The 11,539-nt window shown below is 67.3% G+C and carries 14 protein-coding genes and 2 pseudogenes; 5 read left to right on the top strand and 11 right to left on the bottom strand.

The window, feature by feature from the left end; all coding sequences use genetic code 11:
• Positions 1-160: 160 nt before the first annotated feature.
• Together ACTWPW_RS60220 and ACTWPW_RS60215 are read right to left on the bottom strand one after the other, a co-directional pair.
• Positions 161-331, bottom strand: coding sequence for a hypothetical protein (locus ACTWPW_RS60220; RefSeq protein WP_443174411.1), 171 nt, complete (start codon positions 329-331; stop codon positions 161-163).
• 1,096 nt (positions 332-1,427) lie between these two features.
• A complete protein-coding gene (locus tag ACTWPW_RS60215) occupies positions 1,428-1,643 on the bottom strand; it encodes a hypothetical protein (protein WP_443174410.1) in 216 nt (71 codons plus the stop codon).
• 633 nt (positions 1,644-2,276) lie between these two features.
• Here ACTWPW_RS60215 and ACTWPW_RS60210 point away from each other — a divergent pair.
• Positions 2,277-2,582, top strand: a complete 306-nt coding sequence (locus tag ACTWPW_RS60210) for a transposase (RefSeq protein WP_443174409.1) — start codon at positions 2,277-2,279, stop codon at positions 2,580-2,582.
• Positions 2,582-3,019: an IS3 family transposase gene (locus ACTWPW_RS60205; RefSeq protein WP_443174408.1), complete on the top strand. Its 438-nt coding sequence runs from the start codon at positions 2,582-2,584 to the stop codon at positions 3,017-3,019. Before ACTWPW_RS60210 ends, ACTWPW_RS60205 begins: the two co-directional genes overlap by 1 nt.
• 216 nt (positions 3,020-3,235) lie before the next feature.
• On the opposite strand, the gene ACTWPW_RS60200 is transcribed toward ACTWPW_RS60205, so the two are convergent.
• Entirely contained in the window at positions 3,236-3,433 is a 198-nt protein-coding gene (locus ACTWPW_RS60200) for a hypothetical protein (RefSeq protein ID WP_443174407.1), read from the bottom strand.
• A 62-nt stretch (positions 3,434-3,495) separates the two neighbouring features.
• On the opposite strand from ACTWPW_RS60200, the gene ACTWPW_RS60195 reads away from it, so the two are divergent.
• Positions 3,496-3,738: a DUF4277 domain-containing protein gene (locus ACTWPW_RS60195; protein ID WP_443174406.1), complete on the top strand. Its 243-nt coding sequence runs from the start codon at positions 3,496-3,498 to the stop codon at positions 3,736-3,738.
• 486 nt (positions 3,739-4,224) lie between these two features.
• Positions 4,225-4,785, top strand: a complete 561-nt coding sequence (locus ACTWPW_RS60190; RefSeq protein ID WP_443174405.1) for an ATP-binding protein — start codon at positions 4,225-4,227, stop codon at positions 4,783-4,785.
• A gap of 184 nt (positions 4,786-4,969) precedes the next feature.
• On the opposite strand, the pseudogene ACTWPW_RS60185 reads toward ACTWPW_RS60190, so the two are convergent.
• The 3 genes and pseudogenes from ACTWPW_RS60185 to ACTWPW_RS60175 all read right to left on the bottom strand — a co-directional run.
• Positions 4,970-5,464 (bottom strand): annotated as a pseudogene (locus tag ACTWPW_RS60185) (transposase); the annotation flags it as partial.
• Between the two features lie 396 nt (positions 5,465-5,860).
• The gene (locus ACTWPW_RS60180) at positions 5,861-5,998 is read right to left on the bottom strand and encodes a hypothetical protein (RefSeq protein WP_443174404.1); all 138 of its coding nucleotides are present in this window, start codon (positions 5,996-5,998) and stop codon (positions 5,861-5,863) included.
• Positions 5,999-6,318: 320 nt separating this feature from the next.
• Positions 6,319-6,777: a winged helix-turn-helix transcriptional regulator gene (locus ACTWPW_RS60175; RefSeq protein ID WP_443174403.1), complete on the bottom strand. Its 459-nt coding sequence runs from the start codon at positions 6,775-6,777 to the stop codon at positions 6,319-6,321.
• A gap of 87 nt (positions 6,778-6,864) precedes the next feature.
• On the opposite strand from ACTWPW_RS60175, the gene ACTWPW_RS60170 reads away from it, so the two are divergent.
• Entirely contained in the window at positions 6,865-8,061 is a 1,197-nt protein-coding gene (locus tag ACTWPW_RS60170; protein ID WP_443174402.1) for an MFS transporter, read from the top strand.
• A gap of 37 nt (positions 8,062-8,098) precedes the next feature.
• Here the strand turns inward: ACTWPW_RS60170 and ACTWPW_RS60165 are convergent, their stop codons facing one another.
• The 5 genes and pseudogenes from ACTWPW_RS60165 to ACTWPW_RS60145 form a co-directional block, all read right to left on the bottom strand.
• Positions 8,099-8,476 (bottom strand): hypothetical protein, encoded by a 378-nt coding sequence (locus ACTWPW_RS60165; RefSeq protein WP_443174401.1) that lies wholly within the window; start codon positions 8,474-8,476, stop codon positions 8,099-8,101.
• Between the two features lie 263 nt (positions 8,477-8,739).
• Positions 8,740-9,933, bottom strand: a complete 1,194-nt coding sequence (locus ACTWPW_RS60160) for a DDE-type integrase/transposase/recombinase (RefSeq protein WP_443174400.1) — start codon at positions 9,931-9,933, stop codon at positions 8,740-8,742.
• Between the two features lie 134 nt (positions 9,934-10,067).
• Positions 10,068-10,238: pseudogene (locus tag ACTWPW_RS60155) on the bottom strand (helix-turn-helix domain-containing protein); the annotation flags it as partial.
• Positions 10,239-10,403: 165 nt separating this feature from the next.
• Complete coding sequence (locus tag ACTWPW_RS60150; RefSeq protein ID WP_443174399.1) at positions 10,404-10,766, bottom strand: helix-turn-helix domain-containing protein; 363 nt, start codon at positions 10,764-10,766, stop codon at positions 10,404-10,406.
• A gap of 169 nt (positions 10,767-10,935) precedes the next feature.
• Complete coding sequence (locus ACTWPW_RS60145) at positions 10,936-11,424, bottom strand: hypothetical protein (protein WP_443174398.1); 489 nt, start codon at positions 11,422-11,424, stop codon at positions 10,936-10,938.
• Between the last annotated feature and the right edge of the window lie 115 nt (positions 11,425-11,539).

The raw sequence follows: 11,539 nt of genomic DNA, 5'->3' as shown, positions 1-11,539 counted from the left end.
GCACCGTCAGCAGTTCGCCGGTGGACAGGGCGGCGCTGACCGCCACACCCCGATCCACCCCCCACCACCTCACCCGAGCCCGGCGCGGGCACCGGCTCAGGGATGACGGCGAACGCCACCTGCCAGCGCCCACCACGGTCGCGGGTCACCCGGAACGACGTCACACCCGCAGGCACGGCGCACGACCGCGCAACCGCACCCACCCGACCTTCGGGACCTTCACCTTCACCGACGCGGCGGGACAGGCGGCGCCATACTCGGCGAACGCCTGTCCCAGCGGGGTCGGATAGCCCTGGCGGGCGAACATGTGCAGCAGGTCGTAGGCACGCACCTGGTGGTCACCAGCGATCCGGCACCGCGGAGAATGTCCGGCCACTGGGTGATCACCTTCTTGGTGTTCACCTTGTTCCGAGCGATTTGGCACCAGCATCCTCTAACCAGGGCAGACAGCCCCGCAAGCACCACACCCGCAAGATCGTCGATCTTCAGCCCGGCCAGCGTGGCAGGGATCACTCAGTGCCACCACCGATTGCGGGCCAGAGCCGTTAAGTTGACACTCTGCTAATCAGCACGCGCCTCCCAGGAATGCCCAGGAAATTTCCCAGTCCGCCGCGATTGTGTAGGAGCTGCGGGCGTTGATGCAGACCGTGTGCTGCGTGTACGGGTACCTCGACCACTTCCAGGTGCCCGAGCGCCGATATGTCGAACAGTTATAGATCTTGCCGACGCCACCCTCCACGTAATAGCCGCACGTCGGCGGGGCGGCAACCTGCGCGGTGGTCATAGCGGCGGCGACCTGCGCGGTGGTCCGTGGCGTGGGAAGTCTGTGGTGCGGCGAGTCCCATCGCCCCGATGGACATGGAGAGGATTGCTGTGGCCGTCAGCATTTTCATTGGTAATTTCTCCGTTCAGCTCATATACAGAAAGAGGTTCGCTTTCGCCCTGTTCAGAACGATGGACATTCGAGGCGCCATGATACCCAAGAGGCGATGCCACATCGTTGTTCATGAAGCCAGACGGGCGGCGATTTCATGCCTATCGGCTAAAGGCTTCGCTTTGACTTTAAGGAGACGGACGACTTCAGGTCGATTCATCTGGGCTGTCGTCGATATCTCCAGAAATCAAAATGCTAATAGTTGGCGAATAGAATGTGAGCTACGATGGCCCAGCTTTGTTGCACGCAATGAGGCAGGCTTCGGGCAGGGCTAATCGATAAAGGCGTGGTCAGCGAGCATGCCTTCCGGCTGCTCTGCCGGTTGGCCAACCGGCCTGAGTCTGCGCCACCTCGACCCCGACTGCTCGAGGTCGCTCGTGAAGCATTCGGGCTATCGGAGGTAGTGGGCGTTTTCCATCCCTGTGTTCTGGTGCCTTGGGGCGACCGACACAGGGCAGTGGGGTGACCCTCTGGGCGTGACCTGATGCACCGCCTACTCGCCAGATGTGAAGTGAAAGGGCATCGGGCCGTTGAGGTGCCAGCCCTGGTCGGCTGCCAGGACGTTGTCCTTCTGTGCCTCGGTGACCAGGCGCGAGCCGTAGTTCTTCTTGCTCAACCGGTAGATCTTGAGTCCCTCGACAGGAGAGGTGGTGACGTACCCGGCAAGCCCCTCGTTGACGAACTTCCCGGGGGGACAGCAGAAAGTCACGCTCGCTGACCGAGGCCGGGATGAGGTAGGAGAAATAGGACGTGTACCTAAACCGCCACATGGGCATGCCGTCCGGGAACAGGCGACGCGAGATATAGCCCAGATGGATGTTGGTGGGCGTGAAGTCGTGCGTCTGGATAGCGCGCCTTCTCCCCGACTCGCTGGCCGCGTGGGAACACCCCCGCGTTCTGCGTCGTCACCATCGCATGGAGCTTCGCCTTGGCAGCCGTGGCACTTACGCTAGGCTCTGCCATCGGCGTCGGCTCGGCCAGCGCCTGGGCGGCGACACAGCCTGACGTCGTCATGGCTAGAGCCATCGCAAGGCCAAGGCTTGCCACCCGCTCATCCGATTGAGTGCAAACGACATTCGTAGTTCCTTTGTGCAATTCTCGCTGGCGTCGAAGCTGTACTAAGTCAGCACAAAAACTTCGGCCACGAACTGGCACGCACAATCGTGGCACGAGCGGGGCAGGCGTTCCACGAGCCATGGAGCCAATCACAACCGGTTTCCTGCCAGCGAACCCGGAGCCATGGGACCTGAACCGTGCCGGGTTTGTTGGAGGACTGGTGTGTCCCGGGTTGAGTGGAGGCGGATTACTGGATTCTTGTGCCACTTGATGAGAGGAAAGTGGCATGGGACGACGGGGCTATCCGCCCGAGTTCCGGCGCAAGGTGCTGGATCTACTCGAGGCGGGACGTAAGGTCACCGACCTGGCGCACGATCTGGAGATCAGCAGTCAGACGATCTACAGCTGGCGGCGGCAAGACCGCATCGATCGCGGCCTGGAGCCCGGCTTGGCCAGCAGCGAGAAGATCGAGTTAGCGGACGCCCAGCGCCGCATCGCCGAGTTGGAGACAGAACTGCAGGCCACTCGGCGGGCGATCGAGCTGGTGCGAGAGGTGGTGCCGCCAAAAGACGGTTCGAGGCCATCGCGGTGATGGTCGGCGAAGGTATCCCCGTCGAGGTGGCCTGCCGCGTGCTGGACGTCTCGGTGTCCGGCTACTACGCCTGGCGGGATCGGCCGCCCTCGCCGAGGACCATCCGGCATGTCTGGCTGACCGACCTGATCCGGCAGATCCATCAGTGCTCCCGAGGCACCTACGGCGCCCGCCGGGTGCACGCCGAGCTGCGCCTGGGCCACCAGGTCCCGGTCAGCCACGGAGCGGTGGAGTTACTCATGCAGCGAGCAGGGCTGCAAGGCCTCAGCGGCCGGCCCAAGTGGCGGCGCGCCAAGCCCGACCAGATCGCCGTCGACCTGGTGGACCGAGCCTTCGCACGGACTGGTCCCAATCAGTTGTGGGTTACCGACATCACCGAACACCCGACCCGGGAGGGCAAGGTGGCCCGCTTGAACATGTGCTCCGCGCGCGGGTAGGACAGTCGCCCGCGGCCGGAGATGGGGCAGATGTCGCCAGCCGCGGGCACGCGGCGCCCAGAGGCGGGGGCGCGCCGGTCGGCTAGGAGCACCGGTCCGGCAGTGCGGCCGGCCAGGCGGGGCAGCAGGCGGGCCGTGGCAGTGGCCCAGGGCCCCACTCGAGAGCGCCGTCCTTGGCGAGGACGCAGTCGCCGCAGCGGGCGCCTGTTCGCGGGGTCAGGCGGCGGGCGGGGCTGGTGGCCAGGAGGTCCTGGCGCTGAGCCCAGGTGGTGAGGAGACCAGGGCGGACAGGTGCCGGTTCCAGGTGGCGGGCGCCACCTCGGTCCAGCGGTCCATGACCGCGGCGTAGTCCTCGGGCGCAAGGCCGGCGACCGGCCGGTCGCCGAGCAGAGCGGCTAGTCCCGTTTTCGGCACGTCAAGGTAAGTGAAGATCGCTGGGTTGCTGTGGTGATCGTTGTCGCGGTATGACCTGGCTGGTGCGACAGCGTGCGCTGTGGGGCCAGGCCAGTGTCGAGAAGATGCTCGGGGCATTACCGGTGCTGGCCGGATTCTGCTCGCGGTTGCGGATCCGGGAGCTGGTGGATGCGGCCTGCCCGGTGCGCGATGTCGCGGAGCTGACTCATGGGCAGGTGATCGAGGTGCTGGTGGCCAACCGGCTGACCTCGCCCGCGCCGCTGGGGCACGGTGCAGGACCGGGCGCGCGCCTGGGCGGTGGGTGAGGCGTTCGGGGTCGAGCCCGGCCTGCTCAACGATGACCGGATCGGCCGCGCACTGGACGCTCTGGCCCCGCATCTGGACCAGGTGGCCGGGTCGGTCGGGCTGGCCGCGGGTGCTGGCCAGCGGGCAAACTTTCCGGCGCTGATGCGCCGGAAGGCGTTCAGGCCGCTCCGGGGCTGGTAGTCGATTCTCAAGCCGAGGCGCCCTCCCCGGGCGTGACTCGCCTGGCGACCAGAAGGCGAGCTTTGAATGGTGTGACGCCAGCACTCGGCCAACGAGATGCGAGCGTCCGCATCCTTCCCTTCTGGCGCCACCAGGCAAAGAGGGCGGGCTGCCACTTTCCGGCTCTTCCTTGACGGTCGGCACCGAATGGGTCACATCGTTCACATTCGTCGCCTTGGCCTCGGCAGTGGGCCCACTACGTACGTACTCGGCTCGCGGACAGGTATGTCCCCCGATGTTCCGGAAGGCCGAACCAAGCATGCTTGATGGTGAAGGTGCCACGTAGGAACGATGAGACGAACGAGGTGAGAGTCATGACCGGGTATGAATGCCTGAACGTGAAGGAAAGGCCGGTTTGCGCCATCGCTGCGGCGCGGGCTCGCGACGGCCCGTCCCGGAGGCCGCGCGTCACCGCCCTGCCGGCTTGGTACTGGACGGCAGCCGGTAGTGAGCGAGCATCGTGGACCTTCGACCCGAAGGTCTCATCGGTGCCCAGGGCCCGGCATCAGGCCGGGGAGGTCGTCCGCGGCTGGGGACTCACGGACGCGAGCGCAACGACCGAGCTGCTCGTCACCGAGGTGATCGCCAACGCGATCGACCAGACCCAGGAGCCCGTACGCCTGTCCTTGGCCGTGACGGAAGGACAGCTGCGCGGCGAGGTCGAGGACCACGACCCGAAGCATACGCTGCCCGAGCAGGCGAGCTTGCCCGACACCGACGCGGAGAGTGGCCGGGGCCTGTTCCTGTTGGATACCCTCGCCTCCCGCTGGGGAGTCGAGTACACGACCACGGGAAAGATCGTCTGGTTCGAGCTGGCCTGCGGCTGAAACGAGCCGCCCTCCGCCCTAGGACGGGCGGCCCGGCCGGCTGGGATGACGGGCCAATCCTCGACCAACCCCATGCCAGGGCCATCGTGCCGTAGGTCTGCTCCACCACCCACCGCATGGGCTGGGGGACGAACCCGGCCCCGGCGGGGTTACGCTCGACGATCTGCACGTCGATGCCGTGGGTGGCGCCGTGGGCGGCCACGCTGCTCTTGAAGCCTTGATCGACCAGGGCCGTCTGGACGCTGCCGGGCGGGGTGGCGGCGACGACCCGGTCCAGCAGCACCTTGCCGATGGCGTTGTCGTGCATCGAGGCTGCCACGACCACCACGGCGATGACCAAGCCCAGCACATCGGTGGCCAGCCCGCGCTTGCGACCGGGGACCTTCTTGCCGGCGTCCCGGCCCGTCGTGGTGGCGGGCACCCCGGCCGCGGCACGCACGCTTTGGGTGTCGAGCACCACCAGGCTCGGGTCGGCTAATCGCCCCGCCTTCTCACGGACCTGAAACCGCAGCAGGTCATGGATGGTCTTGTCGATGCCGTCCCTGCGCCAGGCGGTGTAGTAGTAGACCACTGCGCTACGAGGTGGCAGGTCGTGGGGCAGCATGCCCCACTGGCAGCCGGTGCGGCTCTGGTACAGCAGGGCGTTAACGATCTGAACCGCTCCGACTTTCTTGGAGACCCCGCGGCGCGATCGACGGCCTCAACCAGACCTTTCAGGACTTGGGCCTGGAGACCCTGCAGCTGAAGAACACCAACCCGCTCACCGGCGGCCGGTGGGCAACCCCGTCACCATGAGCTCACTCGACACCGCCAAGCTGCTGATGCTGGTCAACGGCGGCCTGGGCACCCTGTGGACGGCTCCCAACGGCTCCGACGTCACCGCCGCCGTCCTGAGCGACGCCTCGCGTACGTTCTTCAAGAGCAAGTTGGGCGACCAGGGCATGAACGTCACCCTGTCGACCACCAACTGGTGCGGCGCCGCCTACCCCGCCCCTGGTATCCCCCAGCTCACGCCCGCACGCTGGAGCGGCGCCGACGGCACCGTGACCGTCCCCGGCCAGGGCATCGCGTACGGTCACGACGTTCGGCCGTGCAACGACACGGCCGAGGTGACGTACGCCCACAAGAACGGCTGGGTGAACAACACCGGCGCCGACGCGGGCATCGTGAAGGCCTTGCCCGGCAAGGGCGGGCGCATGTACATCGTCAGCATCTTCTCCAACCTCGGTTACCAGTACGTGGACTCCAACCGTCCGCCGGCAGGCGCCGAGAACGTGTGGTTCACCGAGAAGCTTGCCAAACTGGGCAAGATCATCGACGAGTACGAGAAGCGGCGCTGCCCCGAGACGGTCCTGCATCGTCTCGGTGTGGTGGTGTGCGGTCTGGTGGTCGTGCCTGGCGCGGCGGTGTGCGAACCGGCCCACGGTGTGCAGGCGTGCCACCGCGCGGCCGACTCCTCTACCACCGCCTCCTGTGACGGGCGCGTGGGCGGCGGGGTGTCTGTGAGCTCTGAAGGCGCCGAGGGTCTGCTTTCTATCGGGTCTTCTGCACGTGGGTGGTGTCGGTGTCGAGGGGGGCGCCGTCGGCGCTGGTCGGCGCGATTTCCGGCACAGGGATGCCGTGCTGGTCGACAAGGGTGGAGTGGGTCTCGCCGGGCGCGAAGGCGTGGCGTTCTCCCCACTGTCGCAGGGTGAGGATGATGGAGAAGAGGTCGCGGCCGGCGTCGGTGAGCACGTACTCCTGGCGGCGGCCCGATAGCGCGGTGCGCTGGGCGAGGAGCCCGTGAGCGGTGAGCTTGCGGAGGCGATCGGTGAGGATGTTGCGGGCGATGCCGGTGCGTCTCTTGAACTCGGTGAACGATCGTGCCCCGTCCATCGCGTCGCGGATGACGAGAATGCTCCACCTGTCGCCGACGAGGTCGAGCGTGCGGGCGACGGGGCAGTCCGGGTCGGTCCAGTCGAGGTTCGGGGCGCGCATAATGGTGCGCGACATGCCACCTCCCGATGAGTTGCGGATTGAAACCATTATGCCGTACGGTCAAATTGGTTGCAATGTGCTACTGATTGGGATGGGAGCACGATGGACGTGTGGCGGCGGTTGCTGCTCGCGGTGGTGTGTGGTGTCGCTGTGGCGAGCATCTATGCGGCGCAGCCGGTTCTGGAGCCGATGGGACGCGATCTCGGCGTGCCGGCAGAACTTACCGGGTGGATCGTGGCGACCGGCCAGATCGGCTATCTGGCAGGGCTGGTACTGCTGGTGCCGCTTGGCGATGTGGTCGACAGGCGCCGACTCATCGCCGTGCACCTGGCGCTCACCGCAATGGGCATGATCCTGACGGCCTCGGCGTCAGCCGCATGGGTGGCGTTCGTGGGGCTCGCGGCGGCTGGGGTGTTCGCGGTCGTGGTGCAGACCACGGTGGCCTACGCCGCGTCGGTCTCACTGCCTGCCGAACGCGGACGGAACATCGGTGTCGTGACCTCGGGCGTTGTGGTCGGCATCCTGGGCGCGCGGGTCGTCACCGGCACGCTCGCCGAGGTGTGGGGCTGGCGGAGCGTCTATGCCGTGCTCGCGGTGCTGTCACTCGGGCTCACGGCCCTCGTCCTCGTCGTACTACCGTCAGAAGAGCGCCCCAACCGACCTGCGGGGTACAGGCGGGCCGTCGTCTCACTCCGCGGACTATTCGGGCAGCGCATCTTCCTGACGCGCGGGCTCATCACGTTCTTCTTGTTCGCCTCGTTCGGAACTCTGTGGAGCAGACTGTCCCTGCCGCTGGTGGACACGCCGTGGCAGCTAAGCGAGAGCCAGATCGGACTGTTCGGCATCGCCGGACTCGCCGGCGCACTCGGCGCGGCACGCGCGGGACGGTGGGCGGATGCAGGACGGGCGGCCCCGGTCACCGGTCTCACGCTCACCCTGCTCGTCCTCTCGTGGGCAGCGATCGCGCAGCTGCCGTGGTCACTGGGACTCCTCATCGTCGGAATCGTGGTTCTCGACTTCGCGGTCCAGGCTGTGCATGTGAGCAACCAGCACCTGCTCACCGCCGCGCATCCGGATCGCACCAGCAGCGCCATCGGCAGCTACATGGTCTTCTACTCGCTCGGCTCCGCCCTCGGCGCAGCCGCAACCACCGCCATCTTCGCCGCCCACGGCTGGGCGGGCTCCAGTCTCCTCGGGGTAGGATTCGCGGCCTGCGCGCTGGCCGTCTGGGCGACCGACAGGCGACTGCCCCTCGATAGCGCGAACCGATCCGAGAGCCCCGAGTTGCAACACGGTTGAACCGGGGAGAGAACGATGCCGGCCATGCCGATGAGGATTACGCCGATGCCGGTACGGTCATGGTGATCGCGGAGTTGTTCGAGTCCGGCGGTTTTGAGCCGGTCGGCTTCATCCACAATAGGGAGTTCGGCGCCGGTGGAACCGGTTCCCGGGAAGGGCTGTCGCCGTCACCTCGGCCGGTCTGCAGCATGAGGTCGACAGTGCGGCCGAGCCGGTCGCACAGCAGGGAGATCTCCTTGTCGAGTTTGTCCGGGGTGCTGTGGACCTTGGGTGTGTACATGACGGCACGGACCGCCAGGACGTCGTCGGCCTCGGGCGCGGCGGCCGATCCCTGCCCGTTGAGGTGCGGGGCGAGTTGGTCCCAGCGGGTGTAGGCGCGGGCGGATTCGGTTTTGGCCGACGCCCGGGCAGCCATAGCACAGGCCGATGTAGCGTTTGCGACGGACGGCTTCGGCGAACTCGCCGAACCTGCGGTGTTCCTTGCCCCCATGAGCGGGGTGGGTGCCGGCTCGGATCGGTTGGCGGGAGCGGGGCCGGGCACGGGACGGTCGGTGGTGTACGCGCGTGCCGCAGGGCCGGGAGCGCTGACCGGGGGTAGGGCGGGGTCGGCGTCGGGGGTGCTGTCACCCGAGGTAGAGGGCTCGTCCACGCCGGGGGTCTTTCCGGCCGGAGCGCCGGTCACTCATTCCAGTAGCGTTTGAGTCGCGGACCGTCACCAAGGGTAGAGGTGTCGCCTGCGTCGCCGGTGTTATCGGCGGGGAGGCTTGGCCAGGGGTGGTCCATTGGCGCAGCGCGGTGGTGGCCGGATAGGCGGCGGGCAGCGGTTCGTCGTGCAGGGCCAGCAGGGTGTCGACGACTGTGGCTCGGGTGGTGAGCTGGCCGCGTAGTTATTTGCGGCGGGCGTTGCGCGCGACGGTGATCTCTTTGAGGCTGACGGTCTGGCCGGATAGTTGCGGGCAGATAGCCAGGCACAGGAAGGTGTCGTCGGTGCCGTCGGGGTGGCGCAGGTAGACGCAGATCTCGGTGATGTCGCGGGGGTCGTAGTGGATGGTGACCTGTTCGCCGACGCAGCCGGCCAGGACCGGGTCGATGTAGCGCAGGGCGAGGAACTGGATGCCGTCGGTGTGAACCTTGCGCGGTTTGGCGACGGTGCATAACAGCAGGTCCAGACTGCTCCAGGGAGTCGGGCATGCGGGGGATGAACGCGCCGGCCTCCCACCGGTCCTGCGGCGGCAGGCAGGTTTCCGCATGCGGTCGCAGGTTGTAGACCTCGCGGATGAACCGGCCGATCGCCTCGTCGAGCCCGGCAAGGGTCAGCTTGGCTTGGGCGGCGCGGTCCTTGCTGCCCTTGGGGGCATAGCCGGGCAGGTGGGCCAGGCACATCTGGTTCATCGTCTCCATGAACCGTTCGATCTTGCCGTGGCCGTTCGGCTGGCCCTTCTTGCTGAACACCGGCCGTACGCGCAGGTCGGCCATCACCTGTTCCAGATGGGCGGAGGTGAAATCCGGGCCGTGATCGAGGTGGAACACCTCGGGGATCCCGCACACGTGCCAGAGTGGCTCGGCCTTGCGCCAGATCGCCTGCCGGAAGGCCAGCGCGGTGGACAATGCCGAGGGCGCCTCCAGGTTGACCGCGTACCCGGCGATCGCGTGCGAGTGGTCGTCCTCGATGGCGGTCAGCCACGGCCGGGCCTGTTGCCCCTTGGGATCCAGCACCCACAGGTCCAGCTCGGTGTGATCGGCCTGCCAGATCTGGTTCGGACTGGACGCCTCCCTGCGATGCACCAGCTTATACACCTCCCGGTAGCGTTTGCTGCCCTCCACTCCGACCTCGGCGAGCGCTGGATCCAGGTTGCGGACGATCTCGTGCACGGTGGAATAGCCGGGGGCTGGCCACCCTGCGCGGTGGCGACACTGACCGCCTGCCGGTGGATCACCGCGACGCTTGTGCGGGGCGGCCTCAGCGCCAGGCCCTCGATCAGCAGCCGCAACGGCTCGGGCATCCGCGCCCGGCCGCGGTCCGCGCGCGGCCGGCGCACCAGAGCGGCCAGGCCACCCGCCTGGTAGGCGGCACGCCACCGGCGCAGCGTCCGCGCCGGAACCCCACAGGACGCAGCGACCTGGGTCAGTGGGACAGCCTCTTCGAGGTGGGGCCGCAGCAGCCGCCAGCGCTCCATCGCCGCCAGGCGCTGAGCGTCGCTGAAGCCCGTCAGCGGGACGGAGTCCCAGTCCTGTGCGGCTGCTTCCATCAACGTCCCTCCCTGACCTCACGGCGCTGGCCCGTTCGGAGTGTTCCCGCTCCTTTCACGAAACTCGCGGACCGTCGGTCGACAGTCAGACAGTCATGCGCGGGCGCTGACAGGAGTGGCTGACTGAGCTCGCAGGTAGCTGTACACGGTCTCGCGGCTGATCCCGAATTTTCTGGCCAGCGCGGACTTGGGTTCGCCGGCGGCGGCGCGCTCGCGGAGTTCGCGGGCCTGCTCGGGGGTGAGGGCGGGCCTGCGGCCGGTGTAGGCTCCGCGCTGCCTGGCCGCCGCGATGCCCTCGCGCTGGCGTTCCAGGATGAGCGCGCGTTCGAACTCGGCGAACGCGCCCATGACCGACAGCAGCACCGTCGCCATCGGCGAGTCCTCGCCGGTGAAGACGAGGCCTTCCTTGACGAGCTCAATCCGGACACCTTTGCCCGAACCTGACTGTTTATCCATCTACCCATGGAAGTGAGAGAGATCACCTCGCTCCGGGACCGCGAGCGAGGTGGCCCGGCACCGACGCGGCACTGCGGGCACACCGGTTATCGACAAGGCGCACTACCCGCCGCGCGAAGTAGGCGGGGCCCTGCACGGGGTGCGGACGAAGCGGTAGGAGTCAGCGCTCCTACCGGTATTCCATGATCTTGTTTCCGGCGAGGCCCCACAGTCTTCCTGTGCCCGAGGCGTGGGCCAGCACGGCCAGCGGGAGTTTCATGTCGAACCGCGACCACCGTCCCTGCGCATGCGTCAACAGGTAAAAGCTGTCGTAGGAAGGGACGGAGGTTGTCTCATTGCCGACCACCCACACCGTGCCGCCGTCACGAGAGAGCCCGGTCAACTCCCCCTCCTTCCCGACGGCCACGGCGCGCCAGGCGGTGCCGTTCCACCGGAACAGCAATGGCCCTAAATTCCCTTCCGGTGTTTGGTAGTTGCCGGCCGCCCACACGTCGTCAGGGGCCACGGCGAGCACCGAAGTGAGCTGCACGTCGGAGCCGGCCGGTGTCACGGCCGGTAGCGGCGTCCGCTGCCAGGGGCGGCCGTCGAAGTGCGCGGCGGCGGGCTCGGAGGACCACTCGTCCGTCACTGTGCCGACCGCCCAGATGGTCACGTCCACGGACGTGGTGTATGAATCGATCTTCGAGTGATCCTGTTTCTGCAGGTTAAGCGGTAAGTGTCTGCGGTAGTGGGTTCGGGACGGGTGTGTCGCCGGGGATCAGCCGGACGCGGGC

The organism is Nonomuraea sp. KM90 (genome assembly GCF_052246675.1).
Classification (GTDB): Bacteria; Actinomycetota; Actinomycetes; order Streptosporangiales; family Streptosporangiaceae; genus Nonomuraea.
This window is presented reverse-complemented; position numbering and strand designations above follow the sequence as displayed.